At 66.3% G+C, this 23,794-nt stretch carries 22 protein-coding genes; 13 read left to right on the plus strand and 9 right to left on the minus strand.

Going from position 1 to position 23,794, the window contains the following annotated elements; genetic code table 11:
* The first annotated feature begins 19 nt into the window (after positions 1-19).
* From AWB72_RS13595 to AWB72_RS13610, 5 genes are all read left to right on the plus strand, one after another.
* On the plus strand, positions 20-2,257 hold the full coding sequence (locus AWB72_RS13595) for a xanthine dehydrogenase family protein molybdopterin-binding subunit (protein WP_052450073.1): 2,238 nt from the start codon (positions 20-22) through the stop codon (positions 2,255-2,257).
* Positions 2,258-2,362: 105 nt separating this feature from the next.
* A complete protein-coding gene (locus AWB72_RS13600) occupies positions 2,363-2,653 on the plus strand; it encodes a nucleotidyltransferase family protein (RefSeq protein ID WP_040052566.1) in 291 nt (96 codons plus the stop codon).
* Positions 2,654-2,733: 80 nt separating this feature from the next.
* The gene (locus tag AWB72_RS13605) at positions 2,734-2,928 is read left to right on the plus strand and encodes a ribonuclease HepT family protein (RefSeq protein ID WP_280174569.1); all 195 of its coding nucleotides are present in this window, start codon (positions 2,734-2,736) and stop codon (positions 2,926-2,928) included.
* A complete protein-coding gene (locus tag AWB72_RS29675) occupies positions 2,886-3,020 on the plus strand; it encodes a HepT-like ribonuclease domain-containing protein (protein ID WP_280174568.1) in 135 nt (44 codons plus the stop codon). Before AWB72_RS13605 ends, AWB72_RS29675 begins: the two co-directional genes overlap by 43 nt.
* Positions 3,021-3,142: 122 nt before the next feature.
* Positions 3,143-5,317, plus strand: coding sequence for a malate synthase G (locus tag AWB72_RS13610; protein ID WP_040052567.1), 2,175 nt, complete (start codon positions 3,143-3,145; stop codon positions 5,315-5,317).
* A gap of 50 nt (positions 5,318-5,367) precedes the next feature.
* On the opposite strand, the gene AWB72_RS13615 is transcribed toward AWB72_RS13610, so the two are convergent.
* From AWB72_RS13615 to gbd, 5 genes are all read right to left on the minus strand, one after another.
* The gene (locus AWB72_RS13615) at positions 5,368-5,553 is read right to left on the minus strand and encodes a 4-oxalocrotonate tautomerase (RefSeq protein ID WP_008347661.1); all 186 of its coding nucleotides are present in this window, start codon (positions 5,551-5,553) and stop codon (positions 5,368-5,370) included.
* A 24-nt stretch (positions 5,554-5,577) separates the two neighbouring features.
* Positions 5,578-6,354 carry a class II aldolase/adducin family protein gene (locus AWB72_RS13620; RefSeq protein ID WP_040052568.1) on the minus strand — a complete coding sequence of 259 codons (777 nt, stop codon included), beginning with the start codon at positions 6,352-6,354 and terminating at the stop codon, positions 5,578-5,580.
* On the minus strand, positions 6,332-7,243 hold the full coding sequence (locus tag AWB72_RS13625) for an urea transporter (protein ID WP_040052569.1): 912 nt from the start codon (positions 7,241-7,243) through the stop codon (positions 6,332-6,334). Before AWB72_RS13625 ends, AWB72_RS13620 begins: the two co-directional genes overlap by 23 nt.
* 139 nt (positions 7,244-7,382) lie before the next feature.
* Positions 7,383-7,586, minus strand: coding sequence for a hypothetical protein (locus AWB72_RS13630; RefSeq protein WP_040052570.1), 204 nt, complete (start codon positions 7,584-7,586; stop codon positions 7,383-7,385).
* Positions 7,587-7,682: 96 nt separating this feature from the next.
* Complete coding sequence (gene gbd, locus AWB72_RS13635) at positions 7,683-8,822, minus strand: 4-hydroxybutyrate dehydrogenase (protein ID WP_040052571.1); 1,140 nt, start codon at positions 8,820-8,822, stop codon at positions 7,683-7,685.
* 119 nt (positions 8,823-8,941) lie between these two features.
* On the opposite strand from gbd, the gene AWB72_RS13640 reads away from it, so the two are divergent.
* The 4 genes from AWB72_RS13640 (at position 8,942) to AWB72_RS13655 (ending at position 14,488) form a co-directional block, all read left to right on the plus strand.
* Positions 8,942-9,877 (plus strand): LysR family transcriptional regulator, encoded by a 936-nt coding sequence (locus AWB72_RS13640; RefSeq protein WP_040052572.1) that lies wholly within the window; start codon positions 8,942-8,944, stop codon positions 9,875-9,877.
* Positions 9,878-9,979: 102 nt separating this feature from the next.
* Positions 9,980-10,408 (plus strand): inner membrane protein YiaA, encoded by a 429-nt coding sequence (gene yiaA, locus AWB72_RS13645; protein ID WP_040052573.1) that lies wholly within the window; start codon positions 9,980-9,982, stop codon positions 10,406-10,408.
* Positions 10,409-10,558: 150 nt separating this feature from the next.
* Positions 10,559-11,743: a GGDEF domain-containing protein gene (locus AWB72_RS13650; protein WP_040052574.1), complete on the plus strand. Its 1,185-nt coding sequence runs from the start codon at positions 10,559-10,561 to the stop codon at positions 11,741-11,743.
* Between the two features lie 237 nt (positions 11,744-11,980).
* A complete protein-coding gene (locus tag AWB72_RS13655; protein ID WP_040052575.1) occupies positions 11,981-14,488 on the plus strand; it encodes a hybrid sensor histidine kinase/response regulator in 2,508 nt (835 codons plus the stop codon).
* 12 nt (positions 14,489-14,500) lie between these two features.
* Here AWB72_RS13655 and AWB72_RS13660 read toward each other — a convergent pair whose 3' ends face one another.
* Positions 14,501-15,274 (minus strand): DeoR/GlpR family DNA-binding transcription regulator, encoded by a 774-nt coding sequence (locus tag AWB72_RS13660; protein WP_040052576.1) that lies wholly within the window; start codon positions 15,272-15,274, stop codon positions 14,501-14,503.
* 297 nt (positions 15,275-15,571) lie between these two features.
* Here AWB72_RS13660 and AWB72_RS13670 point away from each other — a divergent pair, with 297 nt between their 5' ends.
* The 4 genes from AWB72_RS13670 to AWB72_RS13685 all read left to right on the plus strand — a co-directional run bounded on the left by AWB72_RS13670 (position 15,572) and on the right by AWB72_RS13685 (position 20,419).
* A complete protein-coding gene (locus AWB72_RS13670) occupies positions 15,572-16,579 on the plus strand; it encodes a 2-keto-3-deoxygluconate permease (protein ID WP_040052578.1) in 1,008 nt (335 codons plus the stop codon).
* The gene (locus AWB72_RS13675; RefSeq protein WP_244285617.1) at positions 16,576-17,928 is read left to right on the plus strand and encodes a four-carbon acid sugar kinase family protein; all 1,353 of its coding nucleotides are present in this window, start codon (positions 16,576-16,578) and stop codon (positions 17,926-17,928) included. Before AWB72_RS13670 ends, AWB72_RS13675 begins: the two co-directional genes overlap by 4 nt.
* 10 nt (positions 17,929-17,938) lie before the next feature.
* Positions 17,939-18,940, plus strand: coding sequence for a 4-hydroxythreonine-4-phosphate dehydrogenase PdxA (gene pdxA / locus AWB72_RS13680; protein ID WP_040052579.1), 1,002 nt, complete (start codon positions 17,939-17,941; stop codon positions 18,938-18,940).
* Positions 18,941-19,039: 99 nt separating this feature from the next.
* The gene (locus AWB72_RS13685) at positions 19,040-20,419 is read left to right on the plus strand and encodes a CoA transferase (RefSeq protein ID WP_052450092.1); all 1,380 of its coding nucleotides are present in this window, start codon (positions 19,040-19,042) and stop codon (positions 20,417-20,419) included.
* A 12-nt stretch (positions 20,420-20,431) separates the two neighbouring features.
* Here the strand turns inward: AWB72_RS13685 and AWB72_RS13690 are convergent, their stop codons facing one another.
* The 3 genes from AWB72_RS13690 to AWB72_RS13700 all read right to left on the minus strand — a co-directional run bounded on the left by AWB72_RS13690 (position 20,432) and on the right by AWB72_RS13700 (position 23,788).
* Positions 20,432-20,815 (minus strand): DUF1801 domain-containing protein, encoded by a 384-nt coding sequence (locus tag AWB72_RS13690; protein WP_040052581.1) that lies wholly within the window; start codon positions 20,813-20,815, stop codon positions 20,432-20,434.
* Positions 20,816-20,817: 2 nt separating this feature from the next.
* Entirely contained in the window at positions 20,818-21,927 is a 1,110-nt protein-coding gene (gene alr / locus AWB72_RS13695) for an alanine racemase (protein WP_040052582.1), read from the minus strand.
* 115 nt (positions 21,928-22,042) lie between these two features.
* A complete protein-coding gene (locus AWB72_RS13700; protein WP_040052710.1) occupies positions 22,043-23,788 on the minus strand; it encodes an outer membrane protein assembly factor BamB family protein in 1,746 nt (581 codons plus the stop codon).
* Positions 23,789-23,794 lie beyond the last annotated feature (6 nt).

Genomic DNA, 23,794 nt, shown 5'->3' on the forward strand with positions numbered 1-23,794 from the left:
CGAATCGAGGAACGCATCCATGTCCACCGCGCCCGACATCAAGCCGTCCGCCAACGGATTCATCGGACGGCCTCAATCGCGCATCGACGGGCCGCAGAAGGTCTGCGGCCGCGCGACGTATACATCCGACGTCGATTTGCCCGGCATGCTGTACGCGGTGCCGGTCGGCAGCACCATTGCGAGCGGCAGGATCACGTCGCTCGAATTCGCCGCCGCGCAAGCCATGCCCGGCGTCAAGCTCATCCTGCATCGCGGGAACGTGGGGCGGCTGTATCGCATTCCGGCCAATTCGTTCGAAGACGGCTATGTCGACGAACAGCGTCCGCCCTTCGAGGACGACGTGATCCGCTATTACGGCCAGTACGTCGCGTGCGTGGTCGCGGAGACGTTCGAAGCCGCGAGCGCGGCGGCGGCTGCGATCAAGGTCGGCTATGAGGTCGCAAAGCACGACGTCAGCGCGACGCTCGCGCCCGACCAGGAATCGAAAGTCCAGAGCGAACGCGGCGATCCGGCCGGCGCATTCGACAGCGCGCCCGTGAAGATCGACGAGACCTATGTGACGCCGACGGAAACGCACAATCCGATCGAACTGCACGCGACCGTCGCGCATTGGGACGGCGACAACTACACGTTCTACGAGACGAGCCAGGCGGTGGCGAATCATCGCGGCACGCTCGTGCAGATGCTCGGCGTGCCGAAAGAGAAAGTGCGCGTGATTTCGCGCTTTCTCGGCTCCGGCTTCGGCAGCAAGCTGTGGATGTGGCCGCATTCGCTGCTCGCCGCCGCCGCGACGCGTCAGACGGGCCGCCCGGTGAAGCTCGTGCTGAGCCGCAAGATGATGTTCCAGAACGTGGGGCATCGGCCGGTGACGCAGCAGCGCGTGCGCCTCGCCGCCACGCAGGACGGCAAGCTCACGTCCGTGCAGCACGACTTCCTGAACCATGCGGCGCTCGCCGACGAATACACCGAAGATTGCGGCGAAGCCACGCCGCACATGTACAGCACGGCCAATCTACGTGTGACAGGCGGCTCGGTGAAGCGCAACGTCGGTTCGCCCACGTCGATGCGCGGCCCCGGCGCGGTGCCCGGCCTCTACGCGCTGGAATCGGCGATGAACGAGCTTGCGCTCGCGCTGAAGATGAATCCGGTCGAACTGCGGCTGCGCAACGAGCCGGGCGTCGACGAAAGCAACGGCTTGCCGTTCTCGTCGCGGCATCTGGTCGAGTGCCTGAAAACCGGCGCGGAGAAGTTCGGCTGGTCGCGACGCACGCCCGAAGTCGGCTCCATGAAACGCGATGGCCTGACGCTCGGCTGGGGCGTCGGCGCGTGCAGCTGGCCGGGGCTGCGCTTTTCGGCGGAAGCGATCGTCGACCTGCGCGCGGACGGCACGGCGCGCGTCGTGTGCGGCACGCAGGACATCGGCACGGGCACGTACACGATCCTCGCGCAGCTCGTCGCGGAGCAGACTGGCATCGCGCTCGACAAGATCGAAGTCGGCCTCGGCGATACCGCGTTGCCCATCGGGCCGATATCCGGCGGATCGGCGGCGACGGCATCGGTGGTGCCGGCGGTCTCGGATGCGACGCGGGCGGCCATCGGCATCGTGTTGTCGCGGGCGAGCGCGGCGGAAGGGTCGCCGCTGGCGGGCGCGAAAGCCGAGGAGCTGGCGTTCAGCGGCGGGCGGGTGCATCGCAAGGGCGAATCGCCGGAGGGCGGCGTGCCCTACACGCGCATTCTCGAAGCGGCGCGGATGCACGCGGCGTCGGGCAGTGCGAGCGCGAAGGGCGGCTTCGACGATCCGCTCAAGAAGGACTGGTCGATCCACTCCTACGGCGCGCATTTCGCGGAAGTCACGTGGGAACCGGCGACGGCGCGGCTGCGCGTGAGCCGCGTCGTGACGGTGATCGACGGCGGCAAGATCCTGAATCCGCGTGCGGCGCGCAATCAGATAGAAGGCGCGGTGGTGATGGGCGTCGGCATGGCGTTGTTCGAACATACGTCCTACGACGAGCGCTCCGGCGCGCCGGTCAACAGCAGTCTCGCGGATTACGTCATCGCGACGAATGCGGATACGCCGAAGCTCGATGTCACGTTCCTCGATCATCCCGATACCGTGTTCAACGAGCTCGGCGCGCGGGGAATCGCGGAGATCGGGCTGGCGGGGATTGCATCGGCGATCACGGACGCGGTGTATCACGCGACGGGCGTTAGAGTGAGGAAATTGCCGGTGATGATCGAGGATCTCTTAGCGAATTAAGAGCGTGCGTGGGTCCGGCCTTTCGAGGCGAAAGGCCGGATTTTCGTGCTCGCGCGCTATGCTAGACTCGATCGGTGTCCGCGCTACGCAATTGCACATTCCGCCATGAAACCCTCCATCGCACTCCAGGCTCATCGCGACGATATTCGACGCGTCGTGGAAGCGCATCGTGCGTCGAATGCGCGTGTGTTCGGGTCCGTTGCCCGCGGCGACGATACGGAAGACAGCGATCTCGATCTGCTGATCGACCCGACGCCACGAACCACGATGCTGGACATCGGTGCAATCCGCCACGAACTGCGCACGTTACTCGGCGTCCCAGTCGACGTCCTCACGCCTAACGCGCTTCCGGATCGTACGCGTGAGGTGATCATTGCCGGAGCCATTCCGGTATGAGTCGTGACATCCAGACTTTGCTCGAGTACCTGGATCACGTCCTTACCGCAATTCGGCGTATCTCGCGTTACACCCAAGGAATGGACGAGGCGGCTTTCCTCGAGGACGAATTAATTCAGGACGCGGTTCTTGGCAATCTGGAAAACGTCGGCGACGCATGCAAAACATCCGGCGGCATTTTCCTGACTTCGTCGCAAAGCATCGAGACGTCCCTTTCTCAGCCGCTTACGAAATGCGCAATGCCATCGCTCACGGCTACCACAAGGTCGATATGAGCGTCATCTGGACGACCGTGGCGGAAGATCTGCCGGCCATGGAAAGCCAGTTCGAAGCGCTCGCCGCCGAAGCGAAACATCTCGGCGACTAGTTGCCGTTCGCCGTCCCCAGGCACACCGCTTGCAGGCCGACGCGATGCAATTCCCCTCCCATTCCGCGCTACCATACTCCCCAGCCCCCATCCCTATGTAGCAGCAATCAGCCGGAGTGCCCATGAACGAAATGATTCAACAACACGGCCTCAAGGTCGCCGCGAGTCTCGCCAAGTTCGTCGAAGAAGAAGCCATTCCCGGCACGAACGTCGATGCCGCATCCTTCTGGAAGGGATTCGATGCCATCGTGCACGACCTCGCGCCGAAGAACCGCGCGCTGCTCGCCGAGCGCGACCGCCTTCAGACCGAACTCGACAACTGGCATCGCAGCAACCCCGGCCCGGTGCGCGACCTGCGCGCGTATCGCAAGTTTCTGGAAGACATCGGCTATATCGTGCCCGCGCCCGCGCAAGTGCAGGCGATCACGGCCAACGTCGATCGCGAAATCGCCGAGCAGGCCGGGCCGCAGCTCGTCGTGCCGCTCTCGAATCTGCGCTATGCGCTCAACGCGGCCAACGCGCGCTGGGGCAGTCTCTACGATGCGCTCTACGGCACCGACGCCATCGACGACAGCGACGGCGCCGAACGCACCGCCGAATTCAACCCGAAGCGCGGCGCGAAGGTCATCGCGTATGCGCGCGCGTTCCTCGACGACAACGCGCCCCTCGCGCACGGCTCCCACGCCGATGCCACGAAGTACAGCGTCGAGCGCGGCCAGCTCGTCGTCACGCTGAAGGACGGCAAGAGCAGCCTCGCCAATCCCGAACAATTCGCCGGCTTTCAGGGCGATGCAGCCGCGCCCAGTGCCGTGCTGCTCAAGCACAATGACCTGCACTTCGAGATTCAGATCGACGCGAATCATTCCATCGGCAAGACGGATGCCGCGCACGTCAAGGACGTGCTGATGGAAGCGGCGGTGAGCACCATCATCGATTGCGAAGACTCGGTCGCCGCCGTCGATGCCGCCGACAAGACGCAGCTCTATCGCAACTGGCTCGGCCTGATGCAGGGCCAATTGTCGGAACAGGTCACGAAGAATGGCAAGACGTTCACGCGCAGCCTGAACGCGGACCGCGAATACACCGCGCCGGACGGCGGCACGCTCAAGCTGCATGGCCGGTCGCTCCTGTTCATCCGCAACGTCGGGCATCTGATGACGAACCCCGCCGTGACCGATCGCGACGGCAACGAAATTCCCGAAGGCATCCTCGATGCCGTGATGACGACGCTCGGCGCGCTGCACGATCTGAAGAACAAGATCAACTCGCGCACCGGCTCCATCTATATCGTCAAGCCGAAGATGCACGGCCCTGCCGAAGTCGCGTTCTCGGACGAGCTGTTCACGCGCGTCGAAGACCTGTTCGGCCTGCCGCGTCACACGATCAAGATGGGCATCATGGACGAGGAGCGCCGCACGAGCGTGAACCTGAAGGCGTGCATCGCGGCAGCGAAGGCGCGCGTCGCGTTCATCAATACGGGCTTCCTGGACCGCACCGGCGACGAAATGCATTCGTCGATGGAAGCCGGCCCGATGATGCGCAAGGGCGACATGAAGTCGTCGGCGTGGATCGGCGCGTACGAGCGCAACAACGTGCTCGTCGGCCTGAACACCGGCTTGCGTGGCCGCGCGCAGATCGGCAAGGGCATGTGGGCGATGCCGGACCTCATGCACGCGATGCTCGAACAGAAGGTCGCGCATCCGAAGGCCGGCGCGAATACCGCGTGGGTGCCTTCGCCCACCGCCGCGACGCTGCACGCGCTGCACTACCATCAGATCGACGTGCAGCGCGTTCAGCAAGAGATGGAAAGCATCGACTATGAAGGCGTGAAAAACGAGCTGCTCGACGGACTGCTGACGATTCCCGTCGTCGAAAAGGCAACGTGGTCGGAAGACGATATCCGCGACGAGATCGAGAACAACGCGCAGGGCATTCTGGGTTACGTGGTGCGCTGGATCGATCAGGGCGTCGGCTGCTCGAAGGTGCCGGACATTCACGACGTAGGCCTGATGGAAGATCGCGCGACGCTGCGCATTTCGAGCCAGCACATTGCGAACTGGCTGCGGCATGGCATCGTGACGGAAGAGCAGGTGCGATCGACGCTCGAACGCATGGCGGCGGTCGTCGACCAGCAGAACGAGGCCGATCCGTACTATCGCCCGATGGCGCCCGCGTTCGATAGCTCCTACGCGTTCAAGGCCGCCTGCGCGCTCGTCTTCGAAGGACGCACGCAGCCGAACGGCTACACGGAACCGCTCCTGCACAAGTTCCGGCTGGCCGCGAAGGAAACGATGTAACCCTCACGGCGCACGCGGCGGCGTCGCGCTGCCGCGTGCGCATCGAAGCGCTATTGCTCCGACCACAGCTTGCCCGCGGTCGCCCAGTTCTCGCGCTTCACGTCCGTCAGGATGATGTCCACCGAACCCGGCTCGCAGCCGAGCGTCTCGCAGGTCGTGCGCGTGATCGCCTCGACGAACTTGCGCTTCTCTTCCACCGTGCGGCCTTCGAAGAGCTGGATGTTGAAAGTCGGCATTGCGTTGATTCCTCCGAGTGAGTTCTAGTCACGATAAGACGGGTCGATGCGCGCAAGCTTTCGCAGCAGCGCGGGCCATTCGAGCGCGCCTTCGATAGCATCGCCGTCGTGCAATTGCGCCGCCGTGCGCGTGACGACTTCCGGCGTCGGCACGATCATCTTCCCCACGCCCGCCAGCGCGCGCAGTTGAATATCGCATGCCTTGACGAGCATATCCATCAGCACGTAAGCCTCCGCGATGGTCCGCCCGAGCGTCAGCGGCCCGTGATTGCGCAGAAGCATCGCGCGATGCTCGCCGAGACTCGCGATGAGCCGCTCGCCTTCCGCACGCGAAAACGCGAGGCCTTCGTAATCGTGATACGCGAGATGGCCGTGAAAGCGCATCGCGTGCTGAGAGGCCGGCAGCAGGCCGTGCGGCTGCGTCGATACCGCGATCGCCTCGCGCACGTGCAGATGCATCACGCACGCGGCGTCGGCGCGCGCGGCATGGACGGCGGCGTGCAGCGCGAAGCCGGTCGCGTTGACCGGATGGGCGCTTTCGCCGATCACGTTGCCGTCGATATCGATCTTCACGAGATTCGATGCTGTCACTTCGTCGAACGCCAGCCCGAACGGGTTGATGAGAAAGCGCCCCGGCTCGCCCGGTACGCTCGCGGAAATGTGCGTGTAGACGACATCGTCCCAGCCGTTCAGCGCGACGAGCCGATACGCCGCCGCCAGATCGACGCGCGTCGCGGTTTCGGCGGCCGAGCGCGGCCCGCTTTCGCCGATCCTGCGCTCAAATGTGTGGGTGAACGACATGCGAGCCTCCTCCTTTCGATGATCCTTCGACGCGCCGCGCGACAAGCATCGTCGCCCACGACGCGAGCACGAACGGCGCGGTGAGCGCCGCGATGCCGGCGCAATCCGCGATGCGCTCGATCGCCACCGCCAGCGCGATCGCGACGAACGCGTAGCGCGCGCCCTGCGGTGCGATGGCAAGCGCCGCGAGCGCCGCATTGAAGCCACACGCGCCCGAGAGCAACACGGCGTCGCTCGTGCCGCACAGCCCGTGCAGCGCCGCGCCGAGCGCGCTGCCCGCGAGCGCCCAGCCCGCGCGTGCAGGCCGCGCGGCAAACAAGCCCGCCGCGATGAACGCGCCCGCGACCGCGCCGGATGCGAACACGATGGGCGCGAGGCCCGCGAACGCGGACATCGTCAGCGCGGCGACGCCTGCCCGCACCGGCCCGAGCGCGCCGACTTCGCCGCGATCGGCGAGCAACGGCATCCAGCACCAGGTGACGATGATCGCCGGGCTCGAAAAGATCGGCAAGTCGCGAAGCGAAAGCGCGCGCGTGAGCGGGCTGGCGAGCAGCGTCGCGAACATCGCCGCGACGATGGCGACAGCCGTCGCCTGCGACGCATCGCGGATGAACGTGAACGCCGCCAGCGCAGCGAGCGCGCCGTTGAAGCCGTAGAGGTCCTCGCGGATGACGAGGGAATCGGCGGAATCGGTGATGACCGTGATGACGTTGCCGACGATCGCGCCGATCACGAGCGCGCACGCGAGGCGCGGGCTCGCGCAGAGCACGCCGGCGAACAGCAGCGCGCCGGTCGCGGCGTTCCGCTGAAGAACGATCTGCCCGATCGCGCGCGCGAAGCTGCGAAGCTGAGCGCCGAAAGCGGCGTCGGAATGAAGAACGGTGGACACGCGCGGCGGCAACGCTTGAGGAAGCCGCCAGCATAGGACAAGCCGCGCGCGCCGTGCGACGCGGGGCCGTATAGCGGGTATCGGAGGAAAATGCGGAGGTGAAACGAAAACAGCCGCGCGGCGGCGGCTGTCTGGCTGTTTAGTTGAACGCCAGCGGCATCATCGTGGACCCGTCGATGGTCGCCGTCGCGTAATTCAGGTCGGAACCCATCTTGACCAGTTCCGTGACGTTTTCACGGAAGTTCGGATGTTTTTCCCACGTGATATAGCTGGCATCGACCACGGCCGACAGCGTGAGCAGCGTAAAAGCGATCTTTTCGAGAATGACGTAACGGGTGCGCATGACAGTGAATCCAGAATTTGCCGCACATTGTAACAAAGACTAGGGGTTTTCCCTAGTCTTTTGTTGCGATGCCGCAAACTGAACTGCGCGCTCCGCTTACATCGACGCTTCCAGTATCGCCGCGTAGTCCTCGCTCGACGCATCGCGCGGATTCGTCTTGTGGCTGTGATCCTTCAGCGCCCCGGCGATGATCCGCGGGAACAGATCGCGCGTCACGCCCAGTTCCGCGAGGCCGCGCGGCAGACCGAGCGTCGCGGTCATGGTGCGGATGGCGTCGCCCACGTCGTCGCCGGAAGCGAGGCCCATCGCCTGCGCGATGCGCGCGAGCTTGCCTTCTTCCTGCATCGAAGGCGCGCTGCTGTTGAACGCGATCACCGCCGGCAGAAAGATGGCGTTGAGCGTGCCGTGATGCAGCCTGGGATTGATGCCGCCGAGCGAATGGCTCAGGCTGTGCACGCAGCCGAGGCCCTTCTGGAACGCGAGCGCGCCTTGCATCGACGCGCTCATCATGTTCCAGCGCGCGGCGCGGTCGGAGCCGTCGCGGGTTGCGCGCTCGATGTGCCGCCACGCGCGCCAGAGGCCGTCGAGCGCGATGCCGTCGGCGGGCGCGTTGAACGCCGGCGCCATGAACGTCTCCAGACAATGCGCGATGGCGTCCATGCCGGTCGCGGCGGTCATCATCGGCGGCAGGCCGAACGTCAGTTCCGGATCGCAGATGGCGACCTTCGGCACGACATGCGGAGAAATCACGCCGACCTTGCGGCCGTCGTCGAGAATCAGGATCGCGCCGCGGCCCACTTCGCTGCCGGTGCCGGCCGTCGTCGGAATGGCGATGACCGGCGCGGTCTTCGCCGTGATGCGCGCGAGGCCGCCTTCGATCACCGCGAAGCTTTGCAGCGGGCCTTCGTGCGTCGCGCAGACGGCGACGCCCTTCGCCAGATCGATCGACGAACCGCCGCCCGCCGCGATCACGCCGTCGCAATCGTTCGCGCGATACAGCTCGACCGCCGCGCGCACGGCGGCTTCGTTCGGGTTGGGCGGCGTGGCATCGAAGACGGGCGCGGCGAAGTTCGGGCCGAGCGCATCGATAACTTTGTCGAGCAGGCCGGCCGCGCGGATGCCCGCATCGGTCACGATCAACGGACGGCGAATGCCGAAGCGCTCGCACTCGCCGGCGAGCAGGCGCACCGCGCCGTAGTCGAACTGAATCTGCGTGATGTAATTGATGAGAGCCATGATGGAATGACGGAAGGTTATATCGCGTGGCCGAGTATACGGACGCATTCCGGTCCGCGATACTGACGGCGTGTGATAAGGGTATAACTTTCTCTCAAGCCATATCGGCTGAACCGCTCATGACGCCATCGCTCAATTCGATTCTCTCGCGCCTGCACGTCAGGCAGTTGCGCCTGCTCATTGCGTTGGAGGAACGCGGCTCGCTGCTCGGCGCGGCGAAGCAACTCGCGCTCACGCAGCCGGGCGCGAGCAAGGCGCTGCATGAAATCGAAACGACGTTCGGCACGCCGCTTTTCGTGCGGACGCATCGCGGGCTGGAGCCGAACGCGGTCGGGCATTGCGTGATCCGTTATGCGCGGCTCATTCACACGGATATCGCGCATTTGCGGGAGGAGATCGTCGGCATCATGCGCGGCTATGGCGGGCGCGTGTCGGTCGGCGTGATCATGGGCGCGGTCCCGCTCGTCACGGATGCGATCACCGCTGTCAGCGCGCGTCAGCCGGAAATGTCGGTGGAGATCGTCGAGGATACGAGCGCGACGCTGCTCGGCCTCATCGACGCGGGACGGCTCGATGTCGCCGTGTGCCGCACGACCGTGAGCCAGACGCCGTATCTGTACGACAGCGTCGTCGTGCAGCAGGAGACGCTTGCCGTGATCGCGAACGTCGATCATCCGCTCGCGAAGCGGCGGCGCGTCGCGCTGAACGATCTGGCGAAGCATCGCTGGGTGGTGTATCGCGCGAATATGCCGATGCGCCTTCTGCTCGAGCGCGAATTCCACGACGCGGGCTTGCGTTTTCCCTCGCATTTGCTCGAAACGACATCGGCGTTCGCGACGCTCGCGCTTCTGGAAAAGAATCCGTCGCTCGTGGCGCTCGTATCCGTAGATGTCGCGCGCTTTTGCACGGCGCATGGCGTCGTGTGCACGCTGCCGCTCGCGTTCACATCGAAAAGCGAGCCTTATGAGATGGTCACGCGCCGCGACGCGCAGCTTTCGGCGGGCGTGCGGCTGTTGATGGACGAGATCGTGGATGCGGGGCGCAACGCGGCTTAGAACACGAAGCGCGCCGCCTTTCTCTCAGAAAACATCCCTGCTAGAGTGCCCGTCGATACGCCCGCGTCAGGGCGTCGTTGATTGAAAAAGGAACTCATAAACATGGTTAGCATCCCTTCCCAACGGCCCTCGGCCGCCTTCGTCGTCGCGTCGTGGGGCGCATTGTGCGCGGGCTTCGCCGCCTATCTGGCCGGATTGTGGAACGCCGGCATGCAGTTGAACGAAAAAGGCTATTACTTCACCGTGCTCGTGTTCGGGCTTTTCGCCGCGATCTCACTGCAGAAGACGGTGCGCGATCGCGTCGAAGGCATTCCCGTGACGAAGCTGTATTTCGGCCTCAGCTGGATTGCGCTCGTGCTGGCAATCGGTCTGCTTGCCGCCGGTCTTTTCAATGCGACGCTCGCACTGAGCGAAAAGGGTTTCTACGCGATGTCCTTCGGGCTCGCGCTGTTCGGCGCGATCGCGGTTCAAAAGAACACGCGCGACATTCAGGCCGCTCCGCGGGCAAGCGTGGAATCCGAAACAGTTTGATTGCCGGAATGCGCGCAAACGTTTGATCAACGAAACAAGCGCGCCCATCCCCTCTCCGCTATAAAGTTCGATTCTTTCATTCCGTTATCCGATGTGTTGAGCAACTGTCCCTAAGGCCGAGCATTTGCTCGGCCACTGCACATCGCGAACATGGACCTACAGACCGAATCGTTCACCCTCCCGCGCGGGCGCGCGGCGACGTGGTTGCTGCACGCGGGCCCGGACATTCCGCGCGCCATCCGCGTCGCGCTCGTAGGCAGCCTGTTCGGCACGCTGCCGATCTTCGCGGGCGGCGTGTTCAACACCATCGGGGTCGCGTGGGTGCTCCAGACGCGGCATCCGTCGTTCGCGTTCGATATCTGGCTCGCGCTCGAAGTCGCCGTCTGTCTCGCGCGGCTCGCCGTGCTGATCGTCGCGCGCCGCCGCGCCCGCGCCGGCAAATCGACGCTCACCGATACCTATGTGCTCCTCGCGCCGCTCTGGGGCGCCACGGTCGGCTACGGCGCGCTCGTCAGCGTGCTGTCCGGCGACTGGGTAGCCGCGACGCTCTCGTTCCTCTCGGCAGCCGCGATGGTCGGCGGCATCTGCTTTCGCAACTTCGGCGCGCCGCGTCTCGTCGCGGCGATGATCTTTCTGTCGCTCGGGCCGTGCTGCATCGGCGCATTGCTCTCGGGCGAGCCGACGCTGCTGCTCACGCTGCTGCAAATCCCGTTCTATCTCTTCGCGATGAGCGCCGCCGCGTGGCGTCTGAACGGCATGCTCGTCTCGACGATGAAAGCCGAACAGGAAAACGACCGCCGCGCGCGCCACGACGAACTCACCGGTCTCCTGAACCGCGCCGGGCTGTTCCAGGCGGTGCGCTATCGCATGCTGCACGGCCGGGCGCACGATCGCGCCTACGACGCGCTGCTCTATCTCGACCTCGACGGCTTCAAGGCGATCAACGACGCCTGCGGCCATGAAGTCGGCGACACGCTGCTCGCGCTCGTCGCGCGCCGGCTGCGGCATCTGACGGGCGACGACGCGCTGGTCGCGCGGCTCGGCGGCGACGAGTTCGTGATCGTCGCGCCGCCGAGCATCGATCCGCTCGCCCTCGCGGACCTGCTGGTCGTCGAGCTGGGCAAGCCGTTCCATTGTGAAGGCGACGGCGCGCTGACGATCGGCGCGAGCATCGGCATTGCGATGTTCGATCGCAATCACACCGAACTCGACGGCGTGCTGCGCGACGCGGACAACGCGCTCTACGCCGCGAAACGCTCGGGCAAGAGCCGATGGGTTGCCGCGAGCGGCAGCGAAAGCGCGCAGCAGGCATCGGGCGAAACAGCGCTCGCCTGAATCGGAAATTATTCGTCTGAATGATTATGCACGCCGAGTCGTTATTACCGGATTTATGTGGACCTAAATCCTTTCTTCAGCACTGCTTTCCTGCTGTTTCGTCGACGCGTCGACAAAAATTGCATGGTCTGTTTTAAGCAAACGTTTGGCGTTCTTTTGTGTTCAAATTAGGGCAAATAAATACCGCGATAATCGTCGCAATCCAAACTTCCGCCTCGATCGATGCAAAAAAGGGCCATGCGCTTTCAGTACGAGACTTCAACCGCGGATAAAAGATTCAAGGCCCATCCGAAACGTCAGGCTCATTTCCAGCGATGGTTCGCCACGTTCGCGAGCCTCGCCCATTCCCGGCTGCCGCTGCCGGAGTATCTGCAGAAAGTCACCGATACGCTGCGCGAAGTGGCGGGCGTCGCGTCGTCCGTGATCGAATGGATCGACGGCGACGAACTCGTTTATCGCGCGGCGAGCGGCGCCGCTGCGCGCCACGTCGGCACGCGGCTGCCGGCCGCCGGCAGCCTGTCGGGGCTGTGCATCACGCGGCAGGAAGCGCTCGTCAGCCGCAACACCGCGAACGACCATCGCGTGGACCGCGCGGCGTGCCAGGCCGTCGGCGCGGCGTCGATGGTGGTCGCACCCGTTATCTATGAAGGCCGGTCGGTCGCGGTGCTGAAGCTCATGTCCGGCGAGCCGGAACAGTTCGGCCAGGCGGATATCGCAATTCTCAACGCGTTCTGCGCGTGCATCGCGGAAACCATCGCGCGGGAAGAGATCGCGCAGGAAAACCGTCAGCTCCTCGAACAGAACGCGACCGTCAGCGCGACGTTGAGCATCGAATCGTCGCTGCGGGTGGAATTCGAGAAAAAGCTCGCCGACGCGCTGCGCCGCCGCCGCACCGTCCTCGACAATGCGCACGTCGCGTTCGTGTCCATCGACGAAGCCGGCCTGGTCATTTACTGGAACGAGGCCGCGACGCGTCTTTTCGGCTGGCGTCCACAAGAAGTGATGCATCAGGAGCTTGCACAATTCATCGTGCCCGAGCGGCACCGCGCCGCGCATCGCGCAGGGCTCACGCGCTATCTGGCGACGGGCGAGGCGCGCGTGATCGATACGCGCGTCGAACTGCCCGCGCGCCGCCGCGACGGCACGGAGTTCGCCGCCGAGCTGACGATCAGCGAAGTCTGGTACGAGGGCCAGCGCCAGTTCACGTGCTTCATCCACGACATCACGGACCGCCTGCGCGCGACGGCGGCGAACCATCGCCTGCGTCTTCTGATCGATTCGGTCAGCGATTACGCGATCTACATGCTCGATTCCGACGGCATCGTGCGCTCGTGGAACGAGGGCGCGAGCGCGCTGTACGGCTACACGGCGGAAGAAGCGATCGGCCGGCATTTCGCGCTCTTCTACACGCCCGACGAAGTCGCCCGCCACCGCCCCGGCGACACGCTCGGCCGCGCGAGCGAGCACGGCCGCGTCGAGCTGGAAGGCTGGCGCGTGCGCAAGGACGGCTCCGAGTTCTGGGCGCGCGCGACGCTGAGCGCGCTGCCGAACTCCGATGGCAGCGCGCAGGATTTCGTCGCGATCACGCGTGACATGACCTCGCGCCGCCGCCTCGAAGAACTGGAAGCGTCCAGCCGGCGCATGAACGAATTTCTCGCGCTGCTCGGCCACGAGTTGCGCAATCCGCTCGCGCCCATCCGCAACGCGGTGAGCATCCTGAAACTGAAGGCGTCCGACGACGCCGACGTGGTCCGCAGCCGCCAGATCGTCGACCGGCAGCTCGCGCATCTGACCAAGCTCGTCGACGATCTGCTCGAAGCGGGCCGCGTCAGTTCGGGCAAAATCCGCCTCGCGACCGGTATCGTCGATCTCGCGGACGTGGTGCATCTCAGCGCCGAGGCGAGCCAGCCGTCGTTCGATGCGCGGCAGCAGCGTCTCGTCGTCGAGGACGGCGCGGGGGCGGTCAGCGTCAACGGCGATTCCACGCGGCTCGTGCAGGCGCTCAACAACCTGCTGAACAACGCGTCGAAGTTCAGTCCGCCCGGTTCGACCATCAGGCTGGAAGTCGGCGCGCGCGGCGGGACGGCGCTGTTGCGCGTGATCGACGAAGGGCGCGGCATTTCCGCCGATGCGCTCGGCGCCGTGTTCGATCTCTTCGTGCAGGAGCATCCGCCGGGCGCGCATGCCGACGAAGGCGGCCTCGGCATCGGCCTGACGCTCGTGCGCGCGATCGCCGAGCTTCACGGCGGGCACGTCGAGGCGAAGAGCGACGGGCCGGGCAAAGGGAGCGTGTTCAGCCTGTGGCTGCCGCTCGCGCAGGCGAGCGCGCCGGGCGCGCCGAAGCCGGCGGCACCGGGCGCGCCGGCGGATCGGCAACTGGAAGTGCTCGTCGTCGACGACAACCGCGATTCCGCCGACAGCATGACGCTCGTCGTCGACATGCTCGGCCACGCCGCGCGCGCCGCGTACGACGGCAAGGAAGCGCTGCATCTGTTCGACGAGCGCCGGCCCGACGTGGTGTTGCTCGATCTGTCGATGCCGGGACTCACGGGCTTCGACGTCATTCGCGGCATACGCGAGCGCGTGCGCGCCGACGGCGGCGCGCACGTCATCGTCGCCGCGATGACCGGTCTCGGTTCCGACGAAGACATCGCCCGCACGCGCGCCGCCGGCTTCGACGCGCATCTGACCAAGCCGGTCGACCTGAGCGAAGTCGAAAAGGTCCTGACGCTGGCGTCCCGATAACGAACCGCAGCGCTACCGCGCGTCCACCTCCGCGCGCTCCACGGTCACGCTGCCGCGCTGCATGAACCGCTCGACGGCGGCGGCATCGGCGAAAGAATCCGTCACGAGCGTCCAGTCGCGTTCGAGCGGCGTCCAATGCTGCTGGCTCGCGCGCTCCAGCTTGTCCGATGTCACCAGCACGAACACGCTCGCCGCCTGCGCGACGATGCACTCCTTCAGAAACGCCTGCTCCGCCGTCGCTTCGCAAAGCCCACGGCCCGCGACCACGCCGTCCGCGCCGAGAAACGCCTTGTCGAACGTGAGCCGCGACAGCGCAACCTGCGCGATCGGCCCGAGCGTGCTCATGCTCGACGGCCGCACGTCGCCGCCGATCAGCGTCACGCGCACATCCGCAGACGCGAGCGCGCTCACCGCCAGCAGATTGTTCGTGATGACCTGAACCTCCTTGCGCCCCGCGAGGCAGCGCGCGAGCGCGGCGGTCGTGGTGCCGCCATCGAGAAAGAGCGTGTCGCCGTCCTGCACGTGACGCGCCGCTGCCCGCGCGATGGCTTCCTTCTGCTCGCGAAAACTCTCGCGCCGCGTATCGAGCGATTCCTCCGGCTCGTGCGCGCCCACCGACGCCGCGCCGCCGTATGTCCGCACGATGCGGCGTTCGTCGGCGAGCGCGCGCAGATCGCGGCGCACGGTCGCCTCCGACATGCCGAAGTGCTCGCAGAGCGCGGCGACATCGTTCATGCCGGAGAGCACGGCTTGCAGCATCGCCTCGCGGCGTTTCTCTACTTTCATGCGGTTCCTGTCGATGGGCGTGGCGCGGCGTGCATGCCTGTGCGCGGCGGGCCGCCAAGTTTATCGAATCGCGCGGCGATTCCGGGCGCGCGCGATGCTGGATCGCTCGCTAACGGGGCGGCGAGCGCGCCCATGACCGAATCGATCATTGCACGCGCATTGCGCTGCGCGGTTCGATCAGTGTAAACGCGCACATAGCGGCAATTGCGCGCGGTTCGATCAAACATTACACTAGCGATTGATCGAACCGATCATTTTTTTGATCGAAACGGCAAAAAACTCTTCCGGAGACACCACATGGCCCAGATTCCAATCAAGCGTGCGATCGAGCGCGTACCCGGCGGCATGATGATCGTGCCGCTTCTGATCGGCTCGCTGATCGCAACCTTCCTGCCGGGCATGCCGAAGTTCTTCGGCTCGTTCACGAACGCGCTCTTCACCGGCGCGCTGCCGATCCTCGCGGTGTTCTATGTGTGCATGGGCGCGGGCATCGATGTGAAAGCCACGCCTTATCTGCTCAAGAAAGGCGGCGCGCTCTTCATTACGAAAGTCGGCATGGCGATTCTCGCGGGCATCGTCCTCGGACATTTTCTCGGCGAGCAGCCGATCAGCTCCGGCATGTTCGCGGGCATTTCGACGCTCGCCGTCGTCGCCGCGATGAACGACACCAACGGCGGCCTCTACATGGCGCTGATGGGCCAGTACGGACGCAAGGAGGATGTCGGCGCATACACGATCATGTCGCTCGAATCCGGCCCGTTCCTCACGATGGTCACGCTCGGCGTCGCGGGCCTCTCGGCGTTTCCGTGGCCTACGCTCGTCGGCAGCATCCTGCCGCTCGCCGTCGGCATGCTGCTCGGCAATCTCGACCGCGACATGCGCGACTTTCTCGGCCGCGCGGTGCCGGTGATGATTCCGTTCTTCGCGCTCGCGCTCGGCGCGGGCCTCGATCTGCACAAGGTGTGGCAGGCGGGCCTGCTCGGCATCGGGCTGGGACTCGCGGTCGTCGTCGTCACCGGTATTCCGCTCTACATCGCGGATCGTCTGACGGGCGGCACCGGCGTCGCGGGCGCGGCGGCGGCCAATACCGCAGGCAATGCGGCGGCGGTCCCGGCGCTGATCGCGGCGGCGAATCCGGTCTACGAGGAAGCGGCGAAATCCGCGACGCTGCTAGTCGCGGCATGCGTGGTTGTGACGTCCATCGTGACACCGATCCTCACCGCGGCAATCGCGAAGCGCGTCACCGCCCGCAGCGACGCCCGCGCCGCGCTGGATTCGACGGCGAAGCGCGGAGCCGCTCAATGACGGCAATGAACGCGATGAACGCGAAGTCCACGAGCATGTTGATTCTCGCCGACGATCTCTCCGGCGCCGCCGACTGCGCGATCGCGTTCGCGGCGGCGGGCCGCAAGACGGTCGTCACGCTGGACCCGAACGCGCCGGACGAAGGCGCGACGGTCATCGCCGCCGACACCGACACGCGCCGCCTCTCCCCCGCCGATGCGGCCGCCCGCGTCGCCGATGCGTGCCACGTACTGCGCGCGCCGGGGCGGCATCTGTACAAGAAGATCGATTCGACGCTGCGCGGCAACTGGACCGCCGAAGTCGCGGCGCTCGCGCGGCTCGCGGGTCCGGCGATCGTCGCGCCCGCGTTTCCGGCGACGGGCCGCGCGGTGCGCGAAGGCGTCGTCTTCGTGAACGGCGTGCCGCTCGAAGAGACCGAAACCTGGCAACTGGAACACGCGGGATGCGACGCGCGCCTGGGCGCGATGCTCGAAGCAGCGGGCCTGAAGACCGCACACATTTCTCTCGCGACGCTGCGCGACGCGCCGCAATCGCTCGCGGCAAGAATCGCGGCGGCGGCGGCGGAAGGCATCGGCGCGCTGATCGTCGATGCCGAAACCAGCGACGATCTCGCCGCGCTCGCCCGCATCACGGCATCGCTCGATACGCCTTTCTTCTGGGTCGGCTCGGGCGGCCTCGCGCGCGAACTCGCCGCGCTGCCCGATCTCTTCGATGCGCCCGCCGCAATCACCGCGCGCCCCGCATCGGCGGACGTGGCGCACGGGCCGGTGCTCGCGCTCGTCGGCAGCCTCTCGGCGGTGTCGGAGCGGCAATGCGCGATGCTGCGCAGCGAAGCGGGCATCGCGGAACTGATCGTGCCGCCCGCGGTGCTGCGCGACGGCGCGCGCCATTCGGCGTGGGCGGCGTGGGGCGACGACATCGGCCAAAGGCTGCGCGGCGGGCATGACCTGATCGTGCGCATCGGCCGCGACGACGCCTTCGATCCCGCCGAAGGCGCGCATCTCTCGAACGCGCTCGCCGCCCTCGTCGCGCCGCACTTCGACGCGCTCGGCGGCCTGATCGCGACCGGCGGCGAAACGGCCCGCGCGATGCTCGCGGCGGCGAACGTCGGCAGCCTCGAACTCGTACGCGAAATCGAAGCCGGCGTGGCGCTCGGACGCGCGACGACCACCACGAACACGACGAACACGACGAGCGCCGCGAACGGCGCGGCCATCGTCACGAAAGCCGGCGCATTCGGCAGCGAGCACGCGCTACTCGGCGCGTACCAGCACTTGCGCGGCGCGCACGGCGTCGCTGAAACGCCCGCCGCCGCGCTCAAGAACGACGCCCGCGAAACCTCAATCTGAACGAACGACCATGACCAACTATCTTCCCGTAATCGGCATCACGATGGGCGACGCGAGCGGCGTCGGCCCGGAAATCGTCGTCAAGAGCCTCGCGCACGAAACCGTGTACCAGCAGTGCCGCCCGCTCGTGATCGGCGATGCGCGCCGTCTCGAACGCGCCATCGAAATCACCGGCGTGCGCGCGACCGTGCGGCGCATCGAGGACGCATCGCAGGCGCAGTATCAGCCGGGCGTGATCGACTGCATCGACCTCGAACTCATTCCCGACGATCTGCCGTTCGGCCAGCTGTCGGCGGTTGCCGGCGACGCGGCGTATCGCTATATCGCGCGCGCCGTCGAACTGGCGCAGGCGAATCAGATCGACGCGATCTGCACCGCGCCGCTCAACAAGGAAGCGCTGCACGCGGGCGGCCACAAGTTCCCCGGCCACACGGAAATGCTCGCGCATCTGACGGGCGTGGACGAAGTGTCGATGATGCTCGTCGCGCCGAAGCTGCGCGTGATTCACGTGACGACGCACATCGGCATCATCGACGCGATCCGCAAGATCGAGCCGGGTCTCGTGCGCCGCACGATCGAGCGCGGCAACGCGACGCTCGTGAAGGCGGGAATCGCGAAGCCGCGTATCGGCGTGTGCGGCATCAATCCGCACGCGGGCGAGAACGGTCTTTTCGGCTACGGCGAGGAAGAAGAGAAGATCATCCCGGCCGTGAAGGAACTGCAGGAACAGGGGCTCGACGTGACCGGTCCGCTGCCCGCCGATACGCTGTTCTATCGCGCGGGGCGTGGCGATTTCGATCTCGTCGTCGCGATGTATCACGATCAGGGACACGGGCCGGTGAAGGTGCTGGGCCTCGAAGCCGGCGTCAACGTGACGGTCGGGCTCGACGTGATCCGCACGTCGGTCGATCACGGCACGGCGTTCGATATCGCGGGCAAGGGCATCGCCGACGAAGGCAGCCTGCTCGAAGCGCTGCGTCAGGGCGCGGAACTGGCGACGCGGCGCGCTTAAGGCGCATCGCCTGAGCGGGCGCGCTACGGGCGCGAGGCGGGACATCACATCGATTCGGCGCGACAATGCCGCATCTCCCCCGCGATGCGCCCGCCGACCATGCCCGCCTCCATCGACACGCTAAGCCGTCTCTGGCGACTCGCCGGCCTGCCCGGCGACGCCCTCTCCTTCATCGATCTTCCGGGGCACGACCCGGTCTTTCCCTCGACATTCGCAGTCGGCACGGCGGCGCAATCGACCGTCGCCGCCGCCGCGCTCGCCGCCTGCGAGCTGGCGCACATTCGCGGCGCGCCGCGCCAGCGCGTGTCCGTCGACATGACGCACGCGGCGGTCGAATGCACCGGCCACTTCACGCTCGACGGCCATCCGCCCGACATCTGGGGCGCGTTCTCGGGCCTCTACCGTTGCGCCGACGGCTACGTGCGCATCCATGCCAACTTCGAGCATCATCAGGACGGCGCGCTGCGCGTGCTCGGCCTCGATCCGCGCACCGCGAAGCGGGAAGACGCCGCGCGCGCCCTGCTCGACTGGCGCGCCGCCGATTTCGAGGATGCCTGCGCGCAACGCGGTCTCGTCGTCACGATGCTGCGCACCTTCGACGAATGGGACGCCACGCCGCAAGCACGCGCGATCGCCGCGCAGCCGTTGATGACGATCACGCGCATCGGCGATGCGCCGCCGCGTGCGTTGCCGCCGCTGTCGGCAAACGATCGGCCGCTGGCCGGCGTGCGCGTGCTCGACTTCACGCGCATTCTGGCCGGGCCGGTCGGCGGGCGCGCGCTGGCCGCGTACGGCGCGGACGTCATGCTCGTGAACTCGCCGCATCTGCCGAATATTTCCGCCATCGCCGATACGAGCCGTGGCAAGCGCTCCGCGCATCTCGATCTGCACGACGAACACGCGCGCGCGACGCTGTGGCGTCTCATCGACGAAGCGCACGTGTTCTCGCAAGGGTATCGGCCGGGCGGACTCGCGGCGCTCGGCTTCGGGCCGGAAGCGCTGGCGGAGCGTCGGCCGGGCATCGTGTATGTGTCGCTGACGGCGTATGGCACAGAGGGACCGTGGGCGGATCGGCGCGGCTTCGATTCGCTCGTGCAGACCGCGATGGGCTTCAATGCCGCCGAAGGGGAAGCGGAAGGCGCGGGAAAGCCGCGTCCCTTGCCGATGCAGATGCTCGACATGGCGAGCGGCTTTCTGATGGCGTTCGGCGCCGCCGCCGCGATGTGGAAGCAGCAGCGGGAAGGCGGCAGTTGGCACGTGGAAGTGTCGCTGGCGCAGACGGGGCACTGGCTGCGCGGGCTCGGACGAATCGATGGCGGATTGCAAGCCGCCAAGCCCGATTTCGCGCCTTTCATGGAGCGGCAGCCGTCCGGCTTCGGCGAACTCGACGCGGTGCGCCCGAGCGCGCAGTTCGCGCGCACGCCGGCGCGCTACGAGCGGGCTTCCGAGCCGCCGGGAACGTCGGATGCGCGGTGGTGATTGCTTGCGGTTTTACGTGGCGGACCCGCGCTTCTTCTTGCCCACGTTGAAGTCGATGGCCGCGCGAACGAGCGCTTGCAGGCCGCGCGCATCGACCTCGTCGCCTTCGAAGTAATCGATCGCGCGTCTCGCGTTGCCTTCCAGCCCCGCGTTGAAGAGCTTGCCGGGATCGGCGAGCATCGCGCCGTGCGCGAACGTGAGCTTGACCTTGCCCTTGTGCGCGTTGGCGACCGCGATCATGCCGTCGCGATACCACACCGGGCTTCCCATGTACTTCCATTCCTCGACGATCTGCGGATCCGCCGCCAGGATGGCTTCGCGCACGCTCGCGAACGTCGCGCCGCGCCAGTCGGTCAGTTCCGCGATCATCTGGTCGATGCGTTGCGACGCGTCCATCGTCAGGCCGCCACGGGTGAATCGACCGGATCGATTGAACCGGCGGCATCGACCTCGACGGGCACGCGCCGCGCGAGCGCGCACATCAACTCGTAGCCGATGGTGCCGGACGGTTCCGCGACCTCATCGACGCGCACCTGATCGCCCCAAAGCTGCACGGACGAACCGATGCCCGCCGCCGGGCACGGCGTCAGATCGACGGTGAGCATGTCCATCGAGACGCGCCCGACGAGCTGCGTCCTCACGCCATCGATCGCGATGGGCGTGCCGGCCGGCGCGTGACGCGGATAACCGTCCGCGTAGCCGCACGCGACCACGCCGATACGCATCGCGCGATCCGCCGTGAAAGCGCGCCCGTAGCCGATGGTCTCGCCCGGCGCGAGCGTCTGCACGCCGATGATGCGGCTCGACAGCGTCATCGCCGCAGCGAGCGGCAGGCCCGCGATGTGCCGCGCGCTGCCCGTCGGCGACGCGCCATAGAGAATCGTGCCGGGCCGCACCCAGTCGCGATGCGCGCGCGGATGCCAGAGCACCGCCGCCGAATTCGCGAGCGAACGCGTGCCGGGAAGTTCGCGCGTGGCCGCGTCGAATTCGTCGATTTGCCAGTCGATGCCGCCATCGTCCGCGTTCGCGAAGTGGCTCATCAGCCCGATCGCGCCGACCGACGCCATGCCCGACGCCCGCCGCCATGCTCGGCTGTAGGCGTCCGGACGGAAGCCGAGGCGGTTCATGCCGGAGTTCATCTTGAGTTGAATGTCGATGGGCTGACGCGGCTTCGCGGTATCGAGCAGGTCGAGTTGCTCGTCGCAATGCACGGTCACCGTCAGCCGGTATCGATCCGCGATCTCCACGTCACGCGCCTCGAAGATGCCTTCGAGCAGCAGCACGGGCTTCGTCCAGCCGAGTTCGCGCACGCGCACGGCTTCGTCGAGATCGAGCAGCGCGATGCCGTCGGCTTGTGCGAGCGCCGGATAAATGCGCTCGATGCCGTGACCGTAGGCGTTCGCCTTGATCACCGCCCACACGCGCGACGACGTCGCCGTGCGCCTCACAAACTCGATGTTGCGGCGGATGGAATCGGGATGAATGCGCGCGGAAATCGGGCGGGGCACGGGTGGTCTCCTGTTCGGCTCGTTATCTGGTCGATTCCGGCATCGTATCGAGTCGAAGATAGTTCTTGTTATTTAATTCGACGCGTTTTTTAGTCGAAACGACTGTCCGGCGACGCTACCGCGCCAGCAGCCCGAACACCGCCACGCCACTCTTCGTCCCCACGTACACCCGGCCGTTCGCGATCGTCGGCGTGATGAACTTGTTGCCCGGACCGAACTGATCGCGCGCGCCCGCCTGGTTGCTGTCGTAAAGCGTCCGCGAGAGATTCGACGCGTCGTACGCGTGGAGCGCCGCGATCGTCCCGTTCTGCGCCGCCCAGACGATGTCGTTCGCCGCGCCGTTCGCCGATATGCTCGGCGTCGCGCCCGGAGAGCCGAACACGTTCGGCGTCCTGCTCGTGGGCGTGGCCGAGAGCCGCGCGTTCGTGATCGTGAACGCCTTGATGCTGTCGCCGACCGCGCCGAAATACACCGTGCCATTGAAGTACGCCGGCATGCCGAACATCGGGCCGCTAATCTGCCCGACGAGTTCCTGATAGATGTGATCCGCGTTCGAATCGAACTTGCCCATCGCATCGCGATCGACGACGTAGATCACCGCGTTCTTCCCCGCCCCCAGCGCGAGATGACGCACCGTGCCGGTGGCGTCGGCGAGATCGGGCAGCAGTAGCGCGCCGCCAGAGCCGAGATCTTCGTCGGCGTTCGACTGCTGCACCGTGTTCGACGGCTCGAAGTAATCGGTGACGGCGAGCGCCGGCGTCGTGCCGAGCTTCAGGAAACCGTTGCCGAAGTTGCCGTGGATCGGCATGTCCTGCGCGTTCAGCGTGGGATCGAAGGTGCCGTTGGCATCGAGGAAATAGATCGACGCGCCGTCCGATGCGAGACCCGCGCCGCTCATCCAGATCGAACCCATCTGACCGTTCGGCGTCACGTTCAGCACGCTCGCCTGCTTGAGCGTGGCGGCGTCGTAGCCCATCACCCAGCCGGTGTAGGGCATGAAATCGCAGTGCGATGTCCACGCGGTATAGATGATGCCGTTCAGCAGCAAGAGCGACGCGCGTTCGGCGTACTGCCCCGGATCGAACACGACGCGCCCGTTCTGGCTGGCCGCGCCCGTGCCCGGGTACGAAGCGGCGATTTCCGTCGGCCCGCCGAACAGTTCCGCGCCGGTCGCGATGTCGAGCGCGTGAATGCGCTGGTGATAGCGGCCCGCGCCGTCCTTCGACATGCCGACGACGTACATCGCGCCATGCGGGCCGCGCGTGCGGTCGATGACCGGCGTGGCGGTGATGCCGATCGTCGGCGTGATCTGGCCGCAGCCGTGGTCGTCGCTCGGCGATTCGCCGCTGGCGAGCGTGGTCGCTTTCCAGAGCGTCGCGCCGGTATCGGCGTCGAATGCATAGATGTTCGCGCTTTCGGTCGCGACGTACAGCACGTTGTGCGTGCCGCCCGCGATCGACACGTTCGCGAGGAAAAGCGGCTGCGCGTCGACGGCGCCATCGACCGGATAGACGGCGAGCTTGCCGAACGTCGCCGAGTTGACGTTCGCGGGCGTGAGCACGGTTTCCGCGAGCTGCTGCCCGGTGCGGGCGATGTCGTTGTGATACGTGGCGACGTCCATCGGATTCGTGACGGCCACGGGGCTCGATGCCGGCGCCGGGCTCGATGCACCCGATGCACCCGAAGCACCCGATGCCCCCGATGGACTCGACGCGGCCGGCGGACTCGACGCGCCCGCCGTCGCCGTGGTGCCCGAAGAGGAAGAACTGCTGCCGCTGCATCCACCGGCGATAGCGATCGCGGTCACCGTCACGAACAGCAGCGAAAGCAGAACGGTACGACCCGAGAGATGCGTTTTCATGTGCAT

This window comes from Caballeronia concitans, assembly GCF_001544615.1.
Lineage (GTDB): Bacteria > Pseudomonadota > Gammaproteobacteria > Burkholderiales > Burkholderiaceae > Caballeronia > Caballeronia concitans.